This window comes from Photorhabdus sp. RM71S (assembly GCF_042879355.1).
In the GTDB taxonomy this organism is placed as follows: domain Bacteria; phylum Pseudomonadota; class Gammaproteobacteria; order Enterobacterales; family Enterobacteriaceae; genus Photorhabdus; species Photorhabdus kayaii.
In genome coordinates this window covers 1-22833 of sequence record NZ_JBHFKV010000029.1, presented here as the reverse complement: position 1 = coordinate 22833, position 22833 = coordinate 1, and the positions used below count along the sequence as shown (strand labels likewise).

27 protein-coding genes and 2 pseudogenes are annotated in these 22833 nt (G+C 43.3%); 20 read left to right on the top strand and 9 right to left on the bottom strand.

Annotated features, from left to right (window positions below):
• Positions 1–182: 182 nt before the first annotated feature.
• The 5 genes from pdhR to ACGF5R_RS15420 form a co-directional block, all read right to left on the bottom strand.
• Entirely contained in the window at positions 183–947 is a 765-nt protein-coding gene (pdhR, locus tag ACGF5R_RS15440; RefSeq protein ID WP_036777528.1) for a pyruvate dehydrogenase complex transcriptional repressor PdhR, read from the bottom strand.
• Positions 948–1577: 630 nt separating this feature from the next.
• Positions 1578–1946 (bottom strand): hypothetical protein, encoded by a 369-nt coding sequence (locus ACGF5R_RS15435; RefSeq protein ID WP_112876761.1) that lies wholly within the window; start codon positions 1944–1946, stop codon positions 1578–1580.
• Positions 1947–1993: 47 nt separating this feature from the next.
• On the bottom strand, positions 1994–2266 hold the full coding sequence (locus ACGF5R_RS15430) for a lipoprotein (RefSeq protein WP_112876762.1): 273 nt from the start codon (positions 2264–2266) through the stop codon (positions 1994–1996).
• 345 nt (positions 2267–2611) lie between these two features.
• Complete coding sequence (locus tag ACGF5R_RS15425; RefSeq protein ID WP_112876763.1) at positions 2612–2833, bottom strand: helix-turn-helix transcriptional regulator; 222 nt, start codon at positions 2831–2833, stop codon at positions 2612–2614.
• A gap of 8 nt (positions 2834–2841) precedes the next feature.
• Positions 2842–3420, bottom strand: coding sequence for a hypothetical protein (locus tag ACGF5R_RS15420; protein WP_112876764.1), 579 nt, complete (start codon positions 3418–3420; stop codon positions 2842–2844).
• A 672-nt stretch (positions 3421–4092) separates the two neighbouring features.
• Here ACGF5R_RS15420 and ACGF5R_RS15415 point away from each other — a divergent pair.
• On the top strand, positions 4093–4692 hold the full coding sequence (locus ACGF5R_RS15415) for a fimbrial protein (RefSeq protein WP_387691635.1): 600 nt from the start codon (positions 4093–4095) through the stop codon (positions 4690–4692).
• 62 nt (positions 4693–4754) lie between these two features.
• Here the strand turns inward: ACGF5R_RS15415 and ACGF5R_RS15410 are convergent.
• Positions 4755–5908, bottom strand: a protein-coding gene (locus tag ACGF5R_RS15410) for an IS3 family transposase (RefSeq protein WP_387691634.1) whose coding sequence is annotated in 2 segments (ribosomal slippage) — positions 4755–5662 and positions 5662–5908 — 1155 coding nt in all. Because the reading frame shifts where the segments join, the coding sequence is not laid out codon by codon here.
• 75 nt (positions 5909–5983) lie between these two features.
• On the opposite strand from ACGF5R_RS15410, the gene ACGF5R_RS15405 reads away from it, so the two are divergent.
• The gene (locus ACGF5R_RS15405) at positions 5984–6880 is read left to right on the top strand and encodes a fimbria/pilus outer membrane usher protein (RefSeq protein ID WP_387691647.1); all 897 of its coding nucleotides are present in this window, start codon (positions 5984–5986) and stop codon (positions 6878–6880) included.
• Between the two features lie 146 nt (positions 6881–7026).
• Complete coding sequence (locus tag ACGF5R_RS15400; RefSeq protein WP_387691632.1) at positions 7027–8187, top strand: hypothetical protein; 1161 nt, start codon at positions 7027–7029, stop codon at positions 8185–8187.
• 256 nt (positions 8188–8443) lie between these two features.
• On the opposite strand, the gene ampE is transcribed toward ACGF5R_RS15400, so the two are convergent.
• Entirely contained in the window at positions 8444–9298 is an 855-nt protein-coding gene (ampE, locus tag ACGF5R_RS15395) for a beta-lactamase regulator AmpE (protein WP_112878531.1), read from the bottom strand.
• A gap of 506 nt (positions 9299–9804) precedes the next feature.
• Here ampE and nadC point away from each other — a divergent pair.
• From nadC to yacG, 7 genes are all read left to right on the top strand, one after another.
• Positions 9805–10695 carry a carboxylating nicotinate-nucleotide diphosphorylase gene (gene nadC / locus ACGF5R_RS15390; RefSeq protein WP_387691630.1) on the top strand — a complete coding sequence of 297 codons (891 nt, stop codon included), beginning with the start codon at positions 9805–9807 and terminating at the stop codon, positions 10693–10695.
• A gap of 326 nt (positions 10696–11021) precedes the next feature.
• A complete protein-coding gene (gene ppdD / locus ACGF5R_RS15385) occupies positions 11022–11444 on the top strand; it encodes a prepilin peptidase-dependent pilin (protein WP_387691628.1) in 423 nt (140 codons plus the stop codon).
• A 45-nt stretch (positions 11445–11489) separates the two neighbouring features.
• Positions 11490–12932 (top strand): type II secretion system protein GspE, encoded by a 1443-nt coding sequence (gene gspE, locus ACGF5R_RS15380; protein ID WP_112878534.1) that lies wholly within the window; start codon positions 11490–11492, stop codon positions 12930–12932.
• Positions 12933–12934: 2 nt separating this feature from the next.
• Entirely contained in the window at positions 12935–14134 is a 1200-nt protein-coding gene (gene hofC, locus ACGF5R_RS15375; protein ID WP_112878535.1) for a protein transport protein HofC, read from the top strand.
• Positions 14135–14225: 91 nt separating this feature from the next.
• A complete protein-coding gene (gene coaE, locus ACGF5R_RS15370) occupies positions 14226–14849 on the top strand; it encodes a dephospho-CoA kinase (RefSeq protein WP_112878536.1) in 624 nt (207 codons plus the stop codon).
• A complete protein-coding gene (gene zapD / locus ACGF5R_RS15365) occupies positions 14842–15594 on the top strand; it encodes a cell division protein ZapD (protein ID WP_112878537.1) in 753 nt (250 codons plus the stop codon). The genes coaE and zapD overlap by 8 nt, the downstream gene beginning before the upstream one ends.
• A 30-nt stretch (positions 15595–15624) precedes the next feature.
• Positions 15625–15822 carry a DNA gyrase inhibitor YacG gene (yacG, locus tag ACGF5R_RS15360; protein ID WP_011147806.1) on the top strand — a complete coding sequence of 66 codons (198 nt, stop codon included), beginning with the start codon at positions 15625–15627 and terminating at the stop codon, positions 15820–15822.
• Positions 15823–15860: 38 nt separating this feature from the next.
• Here the strand turns inward: yacG and mutT are convergent, their stop codons facing one another.
• Both mutT and ACGF5R_RS15350 read right to left on the bottom strand, forming a co-directional pair.
• Positions 15861–16253 (bottom strand): 8-oxo-dGTP diphosphatase MutT, encoded by a 393-nt coding sequence (gene mutT / locus ACGF5R_RS15355; protein WP_387691626.1) that lies wholly within the window; start codon positions 16251–16253, stop codon positions 15861–15863.
• A 218-nt stretch (positions 16254–16471) separates the two neighbouring features.
• Positions 16472–16966, bottom strand: a pseudogene (locus ACGF5R_RS15350) (transposase); the annotation flags it as partial.
• Positions 16967–17117: 151 nt separating this feature from the next.
• Here ACGF5R_RS15350 and ACGF5R_RS15345 point away from each other — a divergent pair.
• The 10 genes and pseudogenes from ACGF5R_RS15345 (at position 17118) to ACGF5R_RS15300 (ending at position 22489) form a co-directional block, all read left to right on the top strand.
• Entirely contained in the window at positions 17118–17438 is a 321-nt protein-coding gene (locus ACGF5R_RS15345) for a helix-turn-helix domain-containing protein (protein WP_387691624.1), read from the top strand.
• Between the two features lie 357 nt (positions 17439–17795).
• Entirely contained in the window at positions 17796–17996 is a 201-nt protein-coding gene (locus tag ACGF5R_RS15340; protein ID WP_387691622.1) for a hypothetical protein, read from the top strand.
• A gap of 81 nt (positions 17997–18077) precedes the next feature.
• On the top strand, positions 18078–18305 hold the full coding sequence (locus tag ACGF5R_RS15335; protein ID WP_387691620.1) for a hypothetical protein: 228 nt from the start codon (positions 18078–18080) through the stop codon (positions 18303–18305).
• Entirely contained in the window at positions 18293–18613 is a 321-nt protein-coding gene (locus ACGF5R_RS15330) for a hypothetical protein (RefSeq protein WP_387691619.1), read from the top strand. Before ACGF5R_RS15335 ends, ACGF5R_RS15330 begins: the two co-directional genes overlap by 13 nt.
• Before the next feature lie 127 nt (positions 18614–18740).
• Positions 18741–18881, top strand: a complete 141-nt coding sequence (locus ACGF5R_RS15325) for a hypothetical protein (protein ID WP_387691617.1) — start codon at positions 18741–18743, stop codon at positions 18879–18881.
• A 173-nt stretch (positions 18882–19054) separates the two neighbouring features.
• A pseudogene (locus tag ACGF5R_RS15320) lies at positions 19055–19840 on the top strand (ParA family protein).
• A 3-nt stretch (positions 19841–19843) separates the two neighbouring features.
• Positions 19844–21022 (top strand): KorB domain-containing protein, encoded by a 1179-nt coding sequence (locus ACGF5R_RS15315; protein WP_387691615.1) that lies wholly within the window; start codon positions 19844–19846, stop codon positions 21020–21022.
• A gap of 50 nt (positions 21023–21072) precedes the next feature.
• A complete protein-coding gene (locus ACGF5R_RS15310; protein WP_387691613.1) occupies positions 21073–21345 on the top strand; it encodes a helix-turn-helix domain-containing protein in 273 nt (90 codons plus the stop codon).
• 563 nt (positions 21346–21908) lie between these two features.
• Complete coding sequence (locus ACGF5R_RS15305) at positions 21909–22361, top strand: phage head-tail adapter protein (protein ID WP_387691611.1); 453 nt, start codon at positions 21909–21911, stop codon at positions 22359–22361.
• Positions 22343–22489 carry a hypothetical protein gene (locus tag ACGF5R_RS15300; RefSeq protein ID WP_387691609.1) on the top strand — a complete coding sequence of 49 codons (147 nt, stop codon included), beginning with the start codon at positions 22343–22345 and terminating at the stop codon, positions 22487–22489. Before ACGF5R_RS15305 ends, ACGF5R_RS15300 begins: the two co-directional genes overlap by 19 nt.
• The last annotated feature ends 344 nt before the right edge of the window (positions 22490–22833 follow it).

Sequence of the window (22833 nt, the reverse complement as noted above, 5' to 3'; positions counted from 1 at the left end):
TCCTTATCTGTTATCTGTTTCTAATGATTGTTTTGGAGCCTACCTTCCCGTCATACCCTTTGACGTTCAGCCGGTCATGACTGGAAGATAGGCCCTCACTGTTGTTGCCGCTAGCGCCCTCAGTAAAGGGACTCAACTTAGCTGTGCAAACGCAGCAAACTTCAAGATCTACACAGCTAATTTTATTCCTGATGCTGTTGAAGACGTCGTAATGATCGCTCACGGCGAGTGTGCTCGCGGCTGAGATCCAATAAGACATCTTCGATAAAAGCTAAATGGCGATGGGAGGCCTCACGGGCTTTCTCTGGTTGCCTCGCCATTATTGCTTCAAAAATCTTCGCCCGATGATCGCTGACAGCCGTTAGCATTTCCCGGCGGGTATACAAAAACTCAAAATTCTGCCGGATATTTTGTTCCAGCATAGGTGCCATACAACGTAATAAATGAAGGAGAACCACATTATGCGCGGCTTCAGCAACGACAAGCTGATATTGCAAAACAGCTTCGGATTCAGCATTGACATCACCACTTTCCTGAGCTTGTTGAATAACAAGGTGATATTGCCGAATACGCTCAAAATCTTCGTCAGTTCCACGCAGTGCCGCGTAATAGGCAGCAACACCTTCCAAAGCATGGCGGGTTTCAAGGAGGTCAAATTGAGATTCTGGGTGACCAGCCAGTAATTGTGCCAGCGGATCACTGAAACTTTGCCAGAGGTTACTCTGAACAAACGTTCCCCCACCCTGACGGCGAAAAAGAAAACCTTTAGCTTCTAACCGTTGAATGGCTTCGCGCAGTGAAGGACGTGACACATCAAACTGTTTCGCCAACTCACGTTCAGGCGGCAACTTCTCCCCTGGACGCACGGATCCTTCAAGGATGAGATGCTCAAGACGCTGCTCAATGACATCTGATAGTTTTGGTTGGCGGATTTTACTATAAGCCATATTTATTATAAGCCAGTTAGAACCTATCTCATGAGGCTATTTTGTTTGTTGTTTCGGTCTTTGCCGAAGTCAATTGGTAATACCAATTTAAACCACCGGGCCATAAAAGTAACAAAGTATTCATCAACTGTCTATAAAGACCTTTTGCTAAATCATAAAAACCTGCAAATTTTGACAATTTTTTTTAAAAATTAGTAAAAGCTGATAACCAGTAGGTTAATAAACATCCTAAGATAATATTTTAACCAACCTGTTTTAAACATATAAATGGGTATATTGAATCGTTACAGCAATAAAATAGTTGAATCTTTATTAAAAAGATATAGCTACCAAATCATCACCTGTTGATTTTAAATACAAATGTATACCATCAGGTTATAAATGTAGCTCAAATCAATAAAACCGAGAGGCTAAAACCAACGATTAGAAAGGAATAATGACAAAATGTGAGGAACCACCAGCAACAGCTCCACATAACTCCTGCTGATGGAAAAAATGAACTATACCCTATAGATTTCAAGATGCATCGCGGCGGCAAGGGAGCGAATCCCCGGGAGCATAGATAACGATGTGACCGGGGTGAGTGAGTGCAGCCAACAAAGAGGCAACTTGAAAGATGACGGGTATATATTAAAACCAATAGCGCGTCTCTTCATGCCACCCTTTTTTATACATACAGGATGAAATTATCCAACGCCTTGACGATTCATTTTTATCCCAACGCTTAACTTCAGTTTTCGGCACAGTAATATAATGATTACAGGATTTATCTTCGTCCTTGTCTTTATCTTTGCAGGAAAAACGTTTTGTCTCGAAAGAATGAACAACTTCGCTGGTCCAGTCTGATGGTAATTGAGAATAACCCAATGCTTTACATTCAGCATAATCCCTATCTCTTTCATACTGAGTTGCGCCTGGTTTTTCCCATGATGTACAACCCGCCAATACAGTAAATAAGGTAAATAAAGGGATAACAGCTATTTTTCTTATAAAATTCATATAACAATACCTTAATTAAAAATAAAGAAATAACTAAAGAAATTAAATTAGAATTTAAAAGTCCCCCCAATACGGTAACTCTTATCTTCAAAAGATGGCTGTCCACCAGACTGTATAATTTGTCTATCTTGGTTTGAGATATCTCTGTAAATATCAGGAATAGAATGTATATTATCTACTTTAACTTCACTGCCTGAAACTATATCCTTGACATTACATTCAAAATAACCACAGGTTGAAATATAGCTATCAGTAAGCCGTGGCATGGAACATCCCGTAACTACAAATATTGATAATAAAGCAATGAGAAATTTATTCATTCTTAATATCCTTAAATTACTGTATATTTTATAAAAATTTAACTTAAATGAAAAACCATATAAAAAGAGAGATCATTTCTTATGATCGAGTAAATAATATCTACATATGCATTTTATCTTTCTGGCATTCCACGGAATATCAGAACAATATCCCCCCAGAGAGAAATATATATTCTTATCGCTAGGAAAAACCTGCTTTATTGGTGAACCATTAACACCAAAGAGTAACAGGCTAGATAAAAAACATGAAATAATTAATATTTTCATGTAGTTAAAACTGGCTAATGAATATAAAGTTCTATCTTATAAGATACCAAAAGACATACAATGACTTTATTTGTTATATTAACGGCTATCCTCTCCATCTTCCACATATTCCAATATATCTCCAGGTTGACACTGCAAATGCCTACAAATTTTTTCCAGCGTCTCGATACGGATACCTTTTATTTTGCCATTTTTCAGTAATGATAAATTTTGCTCAGTAATACCAATAATGGCAGCTAATTCTTTAGACTTTACTTTCCTTTTCGCTAAGATCACATCCAACCTTATTATAATACTCATGATGATTCTCAGATAAAATAACGTTGCTCATCGCTTATCTTCTTAGATTCACGCATAATTAAGCTAAATATCAAAAGGAATACACCAAACATAATAATAAACAGAGATTCTGAATTAACTCCAAACGAAAAACTAAATACCCGTTGCCCTTTCACTAAATCCACAGATAACGCCATTCCTTGTAACATATTAATCACAGGGTAGAGAAGTTGCTCTAGAATCATCAGGAAACCAATAATAAATGAAGCGGAAATATTACGGTTACTCCATATTTCACCTTTAGCAAACCGGAAAAACAGAATGCCAATTAATATATAAGATGACGTTGATATAATCCGAGGTATCGTATCCAACGAGATATAAAGCACCTGACTTAATAAAGATTGCTTAAATCCTTTTGCAGTCAATGCCGGCATAAGATCGCTATACGCCTGAAGAACAGCCTGGCGAGTGGCATCATGCCATAACGACCAAGACGCAATATGGAACCCAATATCACCAATTACCATAATGGAAGCAATAATAATAGCCAGAAAGCTGAGTAGCTTGATTCTGGGATTAGTTACAAACTCCTGTTTATCACACATCTTGTGTCATTCCATATACATGTTTAACTAAACTGTCGCTAAAGTACTTTAAAAGTTATCGTATGACAATAATTTTTTATCACTAAATAGACAGAATATGATTCAGGGTAATTTGAAAACTGTCATTAATTTATTGATAGAAAAAGAAAAAAATCATCATTTACCTGAATATCTTCAAACAGTATATGTTACTTGGTCACTGTTCTATCATCCTGCCATCACATGGTTTACCGCGATAGTTTGTTGTGAAGATTGTATGACAAATACAGAACGGCCTACTCCGGGTACCTTTCAAAGCCCACGCAATGCCGGTCAATTTCAATATAGAGTGAATCGAAAATAATAGCTCAAAATGAACCTGATATCAGGTTTTAACCAATCCCCTCAACACTGAAAATCAATAAGAATAATTGATGTAATGCTTTTACGATTCTGGAGATTCGTGTTTCTGCGCAACGGTAAGAAAGTGTAATCGCGAGGAAAAGCGTTACTCGAAGTAACGGTGTGGCTTTCAATGACATCAGTTTCTGATACGGGACATAAAACCGAACATTTAGAGTTAGAATGACTAGTAAACGCACCGCCTTGGCGGTCCGATTGTTTAACCTGTCATGGTGTTGTTTTAGGCAAAATGTATGTAAATAGATGTAGATAAGGAATAGATGAGATGAAATGAAAAAACAAATTTTAAAAACCAGCGTATTAGCCGCAGTGCTCCTGAGCATGGGGATGGGTATGGCACATGCTTCAAGTGGTACTACGGTAAACGTGATGGCTACCATAGGCCAAGCGACTTGTGAACTCAATGTTGAAGGTGATGTTACTGGTAGTAACGGTTCCTACCAATTAGATATGGGAAACGTTCAATCATTAGACGTTAAAACCCTACAACCTTCTGCCCCCACATCAGCAAAAAATATAGAGGTCAAACTAGTTAAGTGTGGCTCTCAATATGGAAACACAGCAAGCAACAAATTCACTCCTAGTGCTGCAATTGAGATGAATGTTTTTGGACAGACCATTGATACAGCTAAGAAGATATTTAATGCCAACTCTGCCGCTACCGCAGGAGTGGCTGTGTATCACAATGGTACTGCCATTACTAGCGGAGAGAAGATTAATCTCACTGGTACTAAAGAAATTGATTTCGCAAAAGCACTAACCGAAGGCGAAGGCATGGCAGCATTTAAAGTGGCTCTGGCTTCCAAGTCAGGCGCAGCAGCTTCTCAAGAGGTAATAGCCCCAGTAACATTCCAAGTAGTTTATAAATAATCAACGCCATCAAGTGCTAAGGGCATCATAGCAATCGAATTGGACAGGGAAGTTTGTTGTGGTCAACGAAAATTGGTCACCGCCTGAGAGTTTTTCCAAAATAAATTTTCTGATTCATTCGGTGTCAACCCATTGTTATACCAATGGGGACGAAGTTGGCTGTAATAGCCCGTTATATAACTGATGATGGAGCGCGTGGCTTCCTCCGCATTTCGATACCCTGTCAATGGGAGCCATTCGCTCTTCAGACTCCTGAAGAAACGCTCCATTGGCTCATTATCCCAACAGCTCAGGCTTTGCTTGATCGGGTAATGACTCAATAATTTCCTGAACGCTTTACTGGTATAATGACTGCCCTGATCACTATGAAACAGAACACCCTGTGGTTTTCCTCTTGATTCATAAGCCATTTTGAGCGCCTTTTTGGTTAACGCTGAATCCGGTGAGCAAGACATTGCCCAGCCGACAGGTTTCCGGGCAAACAGATCAATCACCACCGTCAGATAAACCCAGCCTTCCCCTGTCCACACAAATGTCACGTCGCCACACCAGACCTGATTGGGTTCGGTGACCGCAAATTGACGTCCAAGGTGATTAGGAATATCAATGTGTTCTGGTGTTCCCCGCGGGTACTTATGCCGTGATGGCTGGCGACTGACCAGCCCCATTTCAGCCATTAATTTGCCCGCCAGCCAACGCCCTAATGGCCGGCCTTTCGCAGTGACCATCGACGCCATAGTCCGGACTCCCGCAGAGCCGTGGCTTTCCTGAAAAGCTTCGCGAATTAAGCTCTTTAGTTGGACATGTTCGGGGTCTGGCGATTTTTTTCGGGTTCGCCAGGCTTGATAACTGCTGCGATGTATGCCGAAGAGTTGGCAAAGCAAAACGACGGGGTAATGCACTCTGAATCGTTCAATTAACGCAAATTGTTCAGGGAGTCCGAGATCAAGAGTGCCGTAGCCTTTTTTATGATTTCATTTTCCATTTCCAGGCGTTGCAGTTTTTTCTTTAATTCACGGATTTCAAGCTGCTCCGGTGTGATTGGCGTTGCCTTTGGTGAGAGTCCCAGTCGCTCATCCCTTAACTGATTAACCCACTTACCCATGGCAGATTTACTGACATTCATGACTCTGGCTGCCTCGGCGATAGAATAGTTGTGTTCAAGCACCAGTAGTGCGGATTCCAGTTTGAATTCTGAACTAAAACGTCTTTGCATAATGTCACCTATTTTTTATTGAGGTAAAAATATCACCTCTGTAATGGTGACCAAAATTAGTGTGCCACATCAAACCTGAGTTATAACATTTCTCGTATAAAGGGCGAGGGCCACTGGCCGGAAAACCGTCAAGTGTCATTCAATATGCAGGTCCCGCTGAGTCTCTTTGGATCATCGCCGGCATTACGGGGCGTTTACGCCCGCTATACCGCCTCACGCGACTCACAAGGTAACCTCTCTCAACAGACCGGCATCAGTGGCATGTTATGGGATAACCGCCTGAGTTATAACCTCCAGCAAGGTTGGGGGCACAGCGGCCAGCAAAACAGTCGAGCTTTGTCGCTGGGTTATCAGGGCAGCCAGGGAAGCGTCAATCTTGGCTACAATGACAACGCAGACAGTCAGCATTTTACCTATGGCACTTCCGGTGCCCTTCTGGTCCACCCTTACGGAATAACGCTGTCACGCTCGCTGGGAGATACCGCGGTATTAGTTCGCGCCCCCGGTGCGAAAGGGGTGACAATCAGCAACGGTAACGTACAGACCGACTGGCGTGGCTACGCCGTACTGCCGGGCGGATCGGTCTACCACAAAAACACCATCAATCTGGACCCGTCCACCCTGCCGGAAGGGGTGGATATTGACCAGACCAGCCGCAACGTTTACCCGACCAAAGGGGCGGTGACACTAGCCAATTATCAGGTTCGGCTGGGCAGCCAGTTGCTGTTGACCTTAATACATCATGGCAAACCCGTGCCCTTTGGCGCCACCGCGACGCTGGCAGGAAACGCAACTCAAGCCGGCAGCGGCATTGTGGGCGATAACGGCCGGGTTTATCTGAGTGGCATGCCGTCCGCCGGTCATGTGAAAGTCAAGTGGGGAAACGAGGCAAATCAGCAATGCACCACCCGTTATCAGGTGTCGTCCGATACCCCCGGGAAACTGGTGCAGGCCGATGCCGTGTGTCTATAAGCGTAACCTTCATATGGGCAACCTGACCGGTGTGCCCGATGAGATATCACCTGTCTCGCTTTTACGTCCGGGGCGCCACCAAAAGCGAAGTTAGCCCCGACAGTGAAAGAGCGATGTGAACAGATGAGTAATTTGGAGAGAGAAGGATGTTAAACACTGAACGTTTGTGGGGCGGTCATACAGAAAACCCCGTCCCAACCATCATGGGGCTAGGGGCGCCACTGCTCTTTTTATTGACCGCATTACCCCTCCAGGCGGCCGAGACTTATCAGGATTGCGAAACTGAACTGGTGAATAAGGTTAGCAATATTACCGTCACCGGCTATGCCATGATGCCGAACAACAAAGATAAGCGTGATTATTCACGGGATGAAATAGTGGGATATACCACCAGCGGCCCTCTTGACTGGTCGACAACTTGCCGCGTCCCCACCGGGACCCAGTTTATGGCCTACACCGTAGGATCGGGGACCAACTCATTGATCTCTTCGTCATCACCGGGTAGTGTCCGGGTAGGAAAGGCTGGCGACTTTATGGTTGATATCGGGCAATCTTCACTCTCTTGCCAGATGCATGGTTCACCCGGAACCTATCAATCGACCAGTCTGGTCAAAGGGAATACCAGCGTTAACCTTCCCTGCGTCCCGGATGCCAACGGTCTGGTTGATATCAGTGTCCGCTCGGTGACCGGGGCCATTTACCCGGACAGTGACGGCAATTTCAATGCGAAACCGGGTGGAAGTCATTTGTCCGTGGGCTCTATCGGCTGGACTTCAACAGCCGTATCGGGTTCCAGCAGCATACCGAACCCCCTGTGGACCACGGTTATCCTTTCACCGGTCAAAAAGCCGTCCACCTGTGCGGTTGTTCTTACTCCGTCATCGGTGGATTGGGGAACAGTGAAAAGAGCCGGCAAACAGGTGGGAGATCCACTTGAGTTAGCAAGGCAGATAGGGATAAGCAGCACCTGTTCCGGCGATGACGCGGTATTCCAAAATTCACGCCTGCTTTACCGAATCGATGGGCCGTTTGTGCCGGGGAAACCGAATGCCTTGGCCTCGTCAATAGAAGATGTCGCCTTCGCGTTTACTGATGCGGCCAACAAACCCTTATCACTCAGTACCGGGCACCGAGGTGAAGGGCCAAATGCAAGATACGTTAAGCAAGGGGACGATAGTTATACGGCATCAACACAACTGTCTGTGGTACCGATTCTGTTGAAGACAGACGGTGCCGGCGGGCAAGCCAGAGCCGTCGCGGTCATTTCCGTATGGTCGGATGTTAACTTCGTCGACCCATCGGTTTAGTTATTACTCTTGTTGCAGCGCCTACTGGCGCTGCAACAAGCTAGCCGACAATCCCAGATAAGTTAAATGACTCCTTATATACCCGTCATCTTTCAAGTTGCCTCTTTGTTAGCTGCACTCACTCACCCCGGTCACATAGTTATCTATGCTCCCGGGGATTCATTCCCTTGCCGCCGCGATGCATCTTGAAATCCATAGGGTATAGAGTGATTAATTTGATGAAGCTTGGACAAATCAGAGTCATTAAGACAACGAATCAAACCAATGCCCCATAAATCGTCAGTAAAGCAACGACAACAATGATAGAAAAAGTCACCTTTTTCGCCAATATCACCGCTGCAACAGGCGTTTGAATTGAATCAAGATGAGGCCCGCGACTTAATGAAAACTGAGCAAGCTGACAAAGCACTTTATATTGTGAAGTTCTTAAATCACTAAGAGAAGCAACCCACGCCGGTAAAGCCCGTTCACCATGCCCTAATAAAGCATAGGCAACGCCAGCCAGACGAGCAGGAACCCAATCCAACCAATGCAACAAGCTGTCAACACCAGATTGCGCTCGCTGAACCGAAGTACCATATAGCGCTAACCATCCCTGATAAGCTCTCAAAAAGCCATATCCCATCAAAATAACCGGACCTAATTTACCCGCTATAATCAACCAAAAAATCGGTGCCAGATAATAGCGAAAATTTATCCATAGCAACGCATTTTGTATCTCTCGCAACATATTCTCTTTGCTAGCATCAGAGGGTAAACCATGAATAATTGCGAGACGCGTAAGATATTCCCTTTGTTGTTCCCTATCATCCTGATGAACAGTACGAAAATATTCACGATAATCATGCCGTAAGCGCCCCGCTCCGATGCACAGCAAACAAATAAACACCCATAACACCAGTTCAAAAATGCCGAACATAAAATCATTTAATATTTCAATCAATACCCATGTAATTAGCATGACTACTAACGTCATTAAAAGGCTTTTCCATAACGAAAAGGATTTCATACCGGTAAATAATGGCTCAAGACGGTGCTCCAATTGCCAATGGTCACCCATTTTAAAAACTCGTTCCCACGCCAACACTAACAACAGTATAAAGAGAGTCATTCTTTCTGCTCCTGTAACAATTGCTGGTAATGTATCCAATCGAAATAAAGTCCCAGATCAATTTTTCTTCCCAGAACAACATTATTATAGCTAGTGATATGTTCTTTTATATCCAGCCCTTCCTATATACCCGTTATCTTTCAAGTTGCCTCTTTGTTGGCTGCACTCACTCACCCCAGTCACATAGTTCCCGGGGATTCGCTCCCTTGCCGTCGCGATGCATCTTGAAATCCATGGGGTATAAATCATTATGTCAGTACAACAAAATTTTCCTGGAGATAAACTATTTTCCTGGAGACAAACTAATACGATGAATAACCAATAAAACGGTTGCTCACCCTGTGGGCACAAATCGTGTGAAAGAAATTTTCTAACTCAATTCATCATGCAACCACATTTTTTCCTTTCCTTAATCTAGATGATAAAACCAAGATAGTAGTTGTTCACTACACAACAGGATAGCATGTTAAGATCATTAATATTGTTATCACCTCTGGAGCTTTTTAATGACAAAACAAAATTACAATGTAGATCAGCGCCGTGCGGTTCTTATGGAACACTTGCAGAATGACATTCCTGCCAGTGTAACCCTCGCACTAAAAGAAGATCTGGGCGGAAATACAAATTTCACCTCTGATATTACCGGCCAATTAATTCCCGCAGATAAACAAGCCACCGCTGTCATTATCACTCGGGAAGATGGCATTTTCTGTGGACAACAATGGTTGAATGAAGTTTTTACTCAATTAGGCGACCAAATCTCCATTGAATGGTTAGTCAAAGATAGTGATACGATTACAGCTAATCAAAAACTTTGCATATTACGAGGCCCAGCACAGATATTACTGACCGGTGAACGCACCGCCCTTAACTTTATTCAAACTCTCTCTGGCGTTGCAACGGAAGTCAGTCATTATGTTCACCGTCTTACCGGTTTAAAAACTCAATTACTTGATACACGCAAAACGCTACCAGGACTACGCACAGCCTTAAAATATGCCGTACTTTGCGGAGGTGGTAATAATCACCGCCTCGGATTATTCGATGCTTTCCTTATTAAAGAAAACCATATTATTGCCAATGGCTCTATTAAACAGGCAGTAGATAAAGCTCGTTATTCTCACCCTGATGTCCCTGTTGAAGTCGAAGTAGAAACGCTAGATGAACTCATTCTGGCACTCAAGGCTAATGTTGATATTATTATGCTAGATAATTTTACTATCCCAATGATGAAAGAAGCCGTCGCTATCACATCAGGAAAAGTCGCTTTAGAAGTATCCGGTAATATCACCCTAGATACTCTGCGCAGCTATGCTGAAACAGGTATCGATTTTATCTCTGTTGGAGCACTCACCAAACATATTAGAGCATTAGATCTCTCAATGCGCTTTCAGTAATTATACCCGTTATCTTTCAAGTTGCCTCTTTGTTGGCTGCACTCACTCACCCCGGTCACATCGTTATCTATGCTCCCGGGGATTCGCTCCCTTGCCGTCGCGATCCATCTTGAAATCCATTGGGTATAGCAATAATGATATTGATGGTGGTGCAAATCAGCAATTAGTTACTCACAAATTTGCGAACACCACCGTAAATATTTTTGCAAACCTTGCAATTCAGAAATTCTTTTTCGAGTCAATTCCATAACCTTTATACATCCTGTTTCATTTTTTCCTCTTTCCTTCATTCTCTATATCGCAATACCACAACACGGAGAAAGAATATGAAACAACAAGGATTTACTTTAATGGAGATCATGGTTGCTATTGCTATCATTTCCATCTTAAGTGCCATTGGTATTCCTAGTTATCAGGGATATATTCAGAAAGCCGCTTTAACAGATATGCTACAAACTATTGTGCCTTACAAATCAGGTATAGAGCTTTGCAGTTTTGAAGCTGAAAATTTCATAGGTTGCAATACAGGAATACCATCAATTCCCAAAGGTCATAACAGCAGATATATCGGGAGTATTTCAGTTAAAAATGGAGAAGTGATCATTAACGGGCAACAGAGTCTTAAAAATCTCAGCGTTACATTAAAGCCGATACAAAATACACAAACAGGTACAATTAAATGGAATAATAAATGTGAATCAACAAATAGTTCATTAAAGAGCCGTTGTCAGGAAATATTTGAATTTTAATTCATTACCCTTATCAATACATATTTACACAGGAAGCAATCAATAATGAACTCACTTTCAACGGCAGAAAACACATTGATGGAAAGAGAAATTCATGATATTTGTCAACGCCACCAATCTGTTGTAATAAAAAAAGATGATAATACGATAACAATTGCCAGCAGCGAATTACCCAATGATGATTTATTATCAGCATTACGTTTTATTTCCGGATGTATTGTTAATGTGGAAATTTGGCCACTGGCAAGGATCGAATCAGTATTACATCAAAATATTTCACTGAATCATGTACCAGAGGAAAAATCCTCTCTATTACCACTTAAAGCTGATATCAATACAGATGAAAATGATGCCCCCGTCATTCAACTTATTAATCAAACTTTATTAACTGCAATTCAGCGGCGTGCATCCGATATTCATTTTGAACCCTTCCAACAGGGTTATCGTATCCGTATCCGGGTCGATGGCGCATTACACCTCTTGTCTTCGCCATCTCATCAAATGAATGCAAGCATTGCCGCACGCCTTAAAATAATGGCGAAATTGAATATTGCTGAAAAACGGTTACCTCAAGATGGACAATTTGATTGGTCTGACACCCGACACAACTATGCTATCCGTATGGCGACTTTGCCAACCATACACGGAGAAAAAGTTGTGCTTAGAATATTAAATACAATGCAGCAATTATCGTTAGATCAATTAGGTATTCCTGACCCATTATTGAATCAGCTCCGACAAAAACTCGCATTACCACAAGGAATGATTTTAGTGACTGGTCCAACGGGTAGTGGAAAAACCGTAACTTTATATAGCTGCTTACAATATCTGGATCAGAATAAAAAGAATATTTGTAGTGTAGAAGATCCCGTCGAGATCCCACTGAATGGCATTAATCAGACACAAACTAATAGCAAAATCGAGCTCAATTTTGCCAAAGTATTACGGGCACTATTACGCCAAGATCCTGATGTCATTATGGTAGGAGAAATACGTGATGGCGAAACAGCCGAAATTTCAGTAAAAGCGGCACAAACAGGTCATTTGGTTCTTTCTACATTACATACTAATTCAACCATAGATACATTATCGCGCCTACAAAATCTGGGTATTTCAGGTTATATGGCTGCTTCTTGTATCAAATTAATTATCGCCCAACGACTTGTCAGAAAATTATGTCTTCATTGCCGCAAGCAACAAACAGAAGAAACCATTATTAATATTGAAAATAATTCTCTATTTATTAAGCAATGGTTAGCAGTTGGTTGTGAGCATTGTTTCTCCGGTTATTATGGCCGAACGGCTATTTATGAATTCTTAGAAATAACTTATGATATTCAACAAATATTATCAGAACAGAATCCTAAAAATGTGCAAAAAACCATTATGGCTCAAAGAAAAGACACTTTACTTTCATCAGGTGTTTTATTAGTGGAACAAGGTATCACGACATTAGAAGAAATTTATCAAGTCACAGGTCAGGAATAATAATGAAAATTCATTATCTTTATAATTGGCAAGCAGTGAACAACAAAGGCGAAATATCAAAAGGGAAATCACTATGTGATAACAGGAAAGTTTTATATCATCAGCTTATTCATTCTGGATTGCAACCTTATAATATAAAATGTGAAAAATTGATATTTTATCATCAACAACAAATTGCCTACCGTTTGAATTTCATTCGTCAATTGGCAACACTATTATCATCAGGAATGCCATTACTGAATTGCCTCAACATTCTTATTCGAGAATGTGCTCATCCATTATGGCACTGTGTATTATTAGATATTAGCAAGAAAATTACCCGTGGAGAATCATTTTCATCCTCATTAAAAAATTATCCATTTCTATTCCCACCTTTATTTTGTCAACTTATTTCTGTTGGTGAATTAACCGGGCAATTAGAAGTCTGCTGTCAATTATTGGTTAAACAACAGGAGCAACAAGATAAGTTACAGAAGAAAATAGCAAAAGCACTACGTTATCCTCTGATTATTACCATTGTTGCCAGCATCATTATTTTATTGATGCTTATTTTTGTTTTACCTGAATTTGAACATATTTATCATTCATTTGATGCACAACTTCCTCTGCTCACCCGCAGTTTATTAATCACTTCCAACTGGCTGATTCAATACGGTGGCTATGGTGTTACTGGATTAATTATACTGTTCCTATTTTATCTACAATTACGTCAACGCCATACAATATGGATTACTCGTGAAAAAAATCTAATGTTACGTTTACCCGTTATTGCAAAATTAATTAGTTGTCAGCAATTAGGACAACTTTTCCATATTCTGTTTATGACACAAAAAGCCGGCCTAACACTCACCGCAGGGTTAGACAGTGCTATTGCATCAATAAATCATCCGGTATTTCTGCAAGCGACTAAATTCTTACGATCTCAAATTAATCAAGGGGTACCAATGAGCGAAACACTGAAACAACAATCTTGTTTTCCTGCTCTGTGTCAGCAGTTTGTCAGTGTTGGTGAAGAATCTGGCAATCTGGAGCTATTATTAGGCAATCTCGCTAATTGGTACCAACAACAAGCATTGGAGATTTCTGATAATATGACCCAGTTACTAGAACCAATACTTATAGTCATAATAGCAATTATTGTCGGTACGCTATTGCTCGCAATGTATTTACCCATTTTTCAACTGGGTACAATACTCACCTAAAGCAAAAATGATTCTGTCGCTTTGTCTCTAGGTCATCTGCCCCCTTTCGGTTACAATCCCGAAATAGTATCAAGTAATATTAAGGGATAGGATGACTTATATTATTGCACTCACAGGTGGGATTGGCAGCGGTAAAACCACCATCGCCAATGCTTTTGCAGCGCTTGGTGTTCCTCTTGTTGACGCAGATATTATTGCCAGAGAAGTCGTTGCTCCTGGAACGCCTGCCTTACAAACCATTTCAGAACACTTTGGTCATGACATATTGACACCCGATGGTAACCTTAACAGAGCACTGTTACGCCAGAAAATATTCACAAACAATCAAGAAAAACAGTGGGTTAATCAACTTCTTCACCCTCTAATACATCAAGAAACCCGACGGCAATTAGAACAGATAACGGCACCTTATGTTATTTGGGTTATTCCATTATTAGTCGAAAATAATTTAAGGCATTTGGCAGATCGGATTTTAGTCGTTGACGTTTCACCTGAATTACAAATCAGCCGGGTAGCCACTCGTGATGGTATTAGCAACCAACAGGTTGAAAATATTTTGGCTGCCCAGGCATCCCGTAGCGAGAGGCTGGCTTATGCCGATGACATTATCTCAAATCATGATAACGTACAGGCAATTGCTCCTCGTGTTGCCGAACTACATCAACAATATTTAAAGTTAGCTGGATCAGCCAGGCAGGATAATCATGATGAGTGACACAACTTCTACAATCATTTTTGAACACCCACTGAATGAAAAAATGCGGGCATGGTTGAGAATTGAATCTTCTCTGCAACAACTCACCAGTCAACGCCATCTAGACTCACTAGCAAGCAGCCTCGCCTTCTTCCGCACTGTGACTGAGCTACTTGAAGTGCTAGAACGAGGGGAAGTACGTTCTGAATTGCTAAAAGAGTTAGAACGCCAACAGGCAAAATTAAAACAATGGGCTGAAATACCCGATGTTGATATTAATATCGTCAATAGTTTCAGATTAAAATTGAAAGAGCGAGCTATCGCATTAAGTAAAGCTCCACGGCTGGGGCAATTCCTCAAAGAAGATAAAATTATCAGCCTGGTGCGCCAGCGTCTCAGTATTCCCAGTGGCTGTTGTGGTTTTGATCTACCCACCTTACATCTATGGCTTCACTTACCACAATCACAAAGAGATAAAATGGTCGCATTCTGGATTGATAGTTTGCTACCTCTCCAACAAGCCCTGGAAAGTATTTTAGAACTCATCCGCCAATCTGCTATTTTTCGTTCAGAAATCAGTAAAAACGGTTTCCATCAGAATACAGCAGAAGGCGCAGATTTACTAAGATTACGTTTGCCATTAACACCTTTATTGTTTCCCCAAATTTCCGGTCATAAGACCCGCTTTGCTATTCGTTTTTTACCATTAGATAGTGAAAAAGGCTCCGTGCCAGCTCATTTACCATTTGAATTGGCATGCTGTTAATATTACGAACTAATTATCAGGAAAATTATTATGTCTGAATTACTCACGATTGAATGTCCAACATGCGGTAAGACTGTGGTTTGGGGAGAAATAAGCCCATATCGCCCATTTTGCAGTAAACGCTGTCAATTAATTGACTTAGGCCAGTGGGCAAATGAAGAGAAACGGATACCAAGCCAAAGTGAAAACTCCGATAGTGATGATTGGAGTGGACAACCTGAGCAATAATAAATAGCCGCGTTATTAATAATGCGGCTATTGACAACTCAAGAAGTAAGTAATGCAACAATGCTGCGATTAGCAGGCGGGAATTCATCAGCAATTAAATCTTTCTGTAATACCCACCGAGAAAGTTGCTCTTCTTTACCGAAAGGTTCATTTTCCCATTCATCCACCAAGAAGAAATACAGAGTAATCAACCTGTCAGGAAAATCATGTTCAACCGTTTTTACCAGCTCATAATGAGTAACTGTAATACCAATTTCTTCCTGTAACTCACGTACTAAAGCCTGTTCAGGCGTTTCTTCTTTCTCAACTTTCCCACCAGGGAATTCCCAGAAACCACCCATATGGGCATCAGCATGACGCTGAGTAATAAAAATTTCATGTTGCGTATTTCTGATAATCCCAGCGGCTATATGCAGGTGTTTCTTTTCCATATTACCCTTACTTCTTCATCTATTTTTTTGATTGCTCAACAACTAAATGCTATATCCAACGTTGCTCACTTAAAACTAACAGTAAAAAGGCGGTTTCCCGCCTTTCAGACCGTTGACAAACCTCGCTGAAAATCACGAGGTTTGTTTCTTTCATGATGAAGGATCATGCCACACCTCATTTATCCGGTTTTATCGCCCGGCAAGGGGGGTATTTGGGCTCATGCTGCATTGACTCTGCTCGTCTTCCAGAGATAAAAACAACATAGCATGGCAACCAGCAAGGCTATCTTCTTGATATTTTGGGCCGTTGCCGCCAAAAGACACTGTATTTGCACTTTCAGCACCCCCCGAAAACGGGCATAACGGTGCCCATGATGCTGCTTCGCATCCGCAAAACTGCGTTCTATCGTCTCCTTTCGCCGGTTGTAGGTCTTTTTACCCCACGGCGTTAGCCGGTTTTCCCTGGCCTGCTCCTTACTGTTCTCCCTGACATGACGGGTGATCGTTTTGCCCCCTTTGGCCTGCGTACAGGACGCGCGTTTCGGGCAATACTCGCAGATATCCGTCGCAGCTTGATAATGCCGATATCCCTCCCGGCCGGTCGTTTTATAAATCAACTTTTCGCCCTGGGGACACACATAGCAGTCCTGCTGCTTGTCATAGGTAAAATGCTTCTTCTGGAAGACGTTCGGCCCCTTATTCGGGCGGCTATAACAACCATAAAATGACACTAGCATCATAATGTGGGCCTAACAACCATTCTTAAACAATGGTAAAAAATAGTCAAGATGAAACCATAGAAACCACTTATATTTTTTACATATGAAGCCACAGCGATTGATAGCTGCACGAAAAGCGCGAAAAATGTCTCAACGAGAAGTAGGGGAAGCATTGGGAATCATTGATTCAGAACAAGCACGAAAAAAAATCAGCAGATATGAAAAAGGAACTGTATTTCCCCCATATGAAATAGCATGTCAGATAGCTAAAATATTAGATGTACCAGAATGTTATTTCTATATTGACGATGATTTTTTCGCCGAACAAGTTTTAATGTTATACAAACATAACTTTTCTAATGAGTTTGAGAATAATCTAATCATTACCTTAAAAGAAAAAAATCAGGAATATGAACAAGCATTAAAGGATATAAAACGCACTATAAATTCTCTAAAAACCCTCTGATGTCGCAGACAGTTTTACCAAGGCTTAATTTTCTGAGGTACACTGGAAAAAAGGGAAATATTCTACGTTAAGGATATTTTTTGTACTTATTAATGTCTACCAGCCATGATCTGTCAGATTAATTTGATTTGTATTTCAACGTAAACCGGGAAATCGGCCCCTATAGATAGTATTTTATCCACAGAAACAGTGGATAAGTGGACAAATTCGGTAGAGTTGGCAGGCTCTAGACCTCCATTTCAGCTTCGGCTACACTCTCAGAACTTGCTCGCAAGGCGGCATAGAGGGCGGTCTTCCCAATCTTATTGTACCTGCCAGAGAAAGCGGCGTGAGTTCCGGGCCAATGTAATTGGTTTTTTGCGCGGGGCCGTGGAAGAGATCCGGCGTTCAACCAGAGAGCGACGCGAAGTTGAGCGAAGCAACGAGTCAACTGAACTGGGAGGCCTTGACGAGCTCCAGTCTGGTGAAGGAAGAGAGCCAGAAGTGATCAGCTCCTCCTCTGACTCGGAAGAGCATGACACTTCCAAGCGAGACAAGAGAAAAATCATTCTGGATTGAAGATGGAAGAAATCAGAAAAGGCCTAACCCTCGAATACGCTAAAGAGAAGCGTGAGAAGCTCCTAGCTGAGCTCAAATCAGATGAACACTACGACCAGACTGAGACGTCAGCACCGGCTTGTTTGTTCTGTTATCGCAGCCTTACTCATCTGTGCAGGTATATATGGGATCGTTGTACGTTTAGGATTCGTGCTGATGACGCCATTGTTTGTTGTTGCCTTGGGATTGTTGGTTGATGCGTTCCTGCCGAAGGTAAGTTGGTTCTTCTGTGTGCGGGACGTAAGAGACATCTTTAGGTGGCGAAATTGAAGGTGTATGGTGGGATCACTTATGGACCTGAGGGACAGCTAAGAACTGTCGTTGCCGCCACAAGTAAGAGCAAGGCTGCGTCCATTCTCAATCTTAGTGTTGCTGGTGCTGCCAACAGGGTCTACTGGGTCAACAGCGAAGGTTTGAGCCAAGGGTCAATGTTATCCACCTGGGTTGAAGACAAGTTTGGCCTGGACCTCGGTGAAATGTGCCGTTACGACAAACCCCAGCATGTTGAGTTCAAAGTCCTGCCTGATCAAACAATCCAGTTCCGCTGCTCTTGGTTTAACGGGGGTGGGTTAACCTAGTGGCCCTTCTACACCGAGCATGATGTAAAGAGCTCTGAAGCGACAGCGGTATTCAACGACATTTTCCAGAGCGCGGAGGGGCATGATGAGTAACCAGTTGGAGCTCTTTCATGTCTAGGAAGCATATGTGAGGGCAGATAAGCCGCTATCCAACGAAGAGCTTTACGACTCTGTGGCCGAGCTGGCGGGGATTCCTAAAAGCGCTCTGGACGAACAAAGTGAAATTGGTAAGGCGAATGGGCTTGGTTCAGCGAAACAATTGCGCTGACAGCACAAATCTTATGAATACGCGGCCTCTATGGCCGTTTTTTTGTTTCAAGTTTGTTTTAATAGAACCATAATTAGATATTGCAGTATCATTTTATGATCGCTACAAACTTTCACATGTGAAAGTTTGGGGGTGGTCTGGATCACCTGCGAGAAACCAAAATAGAAGTGGGTATGGCAAAAGTAATCAGCTTCGCCAACCAGAAAGGCGGAGTGGGTAAGAGTACCCTCTGTATCCAGCAAGCCTTTTATCTGGCGTTACAGAAGAAAAAGAAAGTGCTGGTCTTGGATATGGATGGTCAGGGGAATACATCCTCTCGACTGGCCCCAGACGAGAGCTGGAGGATGGTGACTACGAGCCCATCCTCACCGGAACCAAAACCGCAGAGCTGTTCGCTTACGAGCTGGACGGCATTGAGGTCATGCACTGCCCTTGCAGGGCAGATCTCATTCACACACCGAAGAACGACCCGGATCTGTTTGAAATGGAGGCAGTGCCTCTCGACCAGGCTATGAACCCGGCTCGCCATTTGGCTGATCTGTTTGAGAACTATGACTACGTGCTGATTGACTGTCCGCCTAGCCTCGGCAGAAAGCTGGTGGCTGCGTTGGTGATGTCTACCCATGTGGCATGTCCTGTAAAGCTCTCTGGCTTCGCTGTGGATGGTGTAGAAGGCCTCCTGAATTACGATCATTGGTGTGCGCGAGGCGTACAACCAAGACTTGGAGATTCTGGGTATTGTGATCAACGACATGGACCGCTCTGTCAATCATGACAAAGCGCTCAAGTCGCTGGAGAACGCAGTTCCGGACCTCCTGTTTGAGAACAAGATTATGCACCGGCCTCCGCTCGATACTGCGACCACCGATGGCATCCCTGTATGGGAGTTGCGTTATGGGCATGTTGCGGCCAAAGAAGTTGAGGCGGTGTTGGAAGAACTTTTAGAAAAGGTGGGCTAAGCGATGGCATTGAATAATTTAAAAGACCTGTCCGAACTTGCAAAAGCCGCCAAAGGCAAGAAAGGCAAAGAGGTTCTTACTGTACCTGTTGACGACGTTGTATCCAAAGTCCAGGTTCGTAAGCGCTTCCGTAACATTGAAGAACTGGCGGCAACTCTGCTGACCGAAGGGCAGCAGTCTCCGATTATTGTGTTCCCTAAGAACGAAGAAGGCAAATTCGTCATTCAGAAAGGGGAACGTCGTTGGAGAGCGTGTAAACATGTCGGTATTGAAACCATCGACCTGGTTGTCAACGATAAGGTCCAAAATGACTTGGACGAAACTGCTAGCGAGTTGATCGAGAACATCCAACGGGACGACTTGACGCCGGTTGAAATTGCCGAGGCTCTGAACAAGTTCATCGAAGATGGCTGGAAGCAAAAAGACATTGCTGATCGCCTCGGGAAAAATATCACGTTCGTATCTACGCATCTGTCTTTACTCAAGCTGCATGATTGTGTGCGCGAGTTGTACGATAATGAAGTATGTTCTGATACAGAAACCCTGAATAATCTTCGTCTTCTGTTCGATCTGAACGAAGAGAGATGCCGCGCTGTCTGTGCTGTGGCTATGTCTGACGGGATCACCCGTAAGCAAAGCCGTGAGCTTCTGAATGATGCCAAACGTATCAAAGAAGAAATGGAAAAAGGCCCTCTGACTGGTACCGATCAGAGTGAGGAGCCTGGTGCTGGAAATACCGATGACCAAACCCTGAACTCAGGTGGGGATGGTACGTCGGAACAAGTCGGAAATGGGGAGCAAAACCCTGACCAGAAGGAACTGGAAGACTCTGATCCTGATGGGCAGAACGACGATGACAAGGACCCTTCGCGTGACGAAGATGAAGAGGACAAAGCTCCTGCCCAGCAGCAAAATAACAGCGGCAAGAACAAAGATGATGAAGGGAGCGACGCTCTTCCTCCTATGCCGAAGGATAAGGAATGGAAGAACGTCCGGGCCGACAGTTTGATTTTTGCTGTCAATGTTAACCTAGACGGTGAGACGAAACGCGGAGTTATCATGACAGATCGTGTTGCTCTGGTCCCGTCTACTGTCTGGGTCAAAACGCTCGATAGCGAAGGCAAGGAAAAGCATGTTCATGTGCCTGTGTCAGACATTGAACTCCTGAGTGTCAAAGGCTAACAAAGGAGGCCCAGCCAGAAAGAGGGTGGGCCTGTCAAGAACAGGTGAATATGAAGATCTCACAGGACATGAAAAGAAAATTTGCTTTGGTGAATGCCCTGTCTAAAATGGAGAAGCCAAGTCTCCAGGACCTTCACAAGGCGACAAAAATTCCTGAATCAACGATCAAGAGACAGTTGTCTGCTCTGCGTGATGAGTTCGGAATGAACATCTTGTTCGTCAGGGAGTCAACCGGCGAACGGGGTGCCACCGGCTACTACATGCTGACGGACTGGGGGATCTTAGACAGGTCTTCGTTCTTGAACCGATACGGAAAGCTGTAAGGTGTCATAGAGCCGCGTATTGAACAGAAAACCCGCCAGATTGAAGTGAACCCCGGAATGTTGCTGCGGATGCAGGGGGGTTTTCGGTGTAGTAGGCGATGTTCTTGGTTCGTCTGCTCAGCGTGTCTATATCAACTATGCTCAGCGTTTTAGGCGTGGTATCGCGGGACTCAAAATAGTGGAAGAGTTGGAGCATACAACACTTCACCATCAATGGATCGATGTCCTCCAAGTAGATTGAGGTTTCGCTCAAGTCCTCAGGGCCTTTATTCTCGATCTGGTTTTCCATCCAGTGAATGGCATTAATGCCAGACCCACTACAGGGCTCATAGAAGTCTGCCGTAGATTCTGAGCCCACAAGGAGTGACAGTAGGCAGCCAAGCTTTGGTAGGGTGGGGAAGTAGTTGGTGCCTTTCTTGTGGAAGCCAGACATGTTCAGGACGTAGCATTATCCGGTGGTTATTGCCGTGAAAATGAGTCTTTTCAAACTGTGTTTTACAGTAACAAACTCTTGAGGAAGGAATATGTTTTTTGATAGCAATGATAGTTTTCATTCGCTCGTGATGGGAACTAGCGGAAAGGGCAAGTCTGTTCTGTCCGAACAAGTACGGGAAAATGCGAGGCAGCGAGGTCATCTGCTTGTAGACACTGAGATGTACCGCGAAGGCCGAGGGTTAAAACCATACGAACATGAGTACGCCCGGCGATTGGTTCTTGGGCTTGATGGCCTGTTGCCGCGTGAACTGCGTGGCAAGCCAGTGACGATTATCTCCGATATATCCAGGCCGAAAAAGGTTAAGCGACAGCCCAAGGATGTTGTTAAGACAGCCAATGGGGCCACTTTTGAACGCAAGCTGGTGGCCGAGGCTAGGGATCAGTTGGAAATGCAAACGGGTATTTGGCTTAAACAGCCGCAACTCATCGAGCTCATGGAAGAATCGGGCATTGATGAGACTCTGGCAGAGTTTGGTGAAGCTGAAACGCAGAGATCAGAGAAATGCTGGCGGATGCGTTAGCCATGAAGCTGGTGGGGCGCTCATGGCCACAATATGGAGCCCTCTACAACGCGGCAGATAAAGCCGACATCAATTTTGTTTCTGAGCTCGATGCTGCGGCCAAAGAAGCTGGATACACGGTTCGTTAACTCATGAGGCTGGCTTGAAAGTAGCGATGTCCCCGTTCATTGCCTCTATCTAATGGCAACTGATAAGAGCTCTCTCGAAAAGGCGTGGGTTGCTAGAATTGATAATACATGGCACCAAGATTCCTTTGCTGAAAAATTGGCTAGGCAGCAATTTACAAAGAAAACCTTTGATTATTGGTGGAATGCTAACTCATCTGTTGTTTTCTCAGAACTAAGTAAATGGTCTGGATTGACGTAAGCGTCAACTAAACCCCACCTTGCTTTTTCCATGGCAGCAGTTTTTCCAGATCCGGGGCGGGCTGGCATAACTCATCCAGACAAGTCATGACATAATCGAAGGGGAT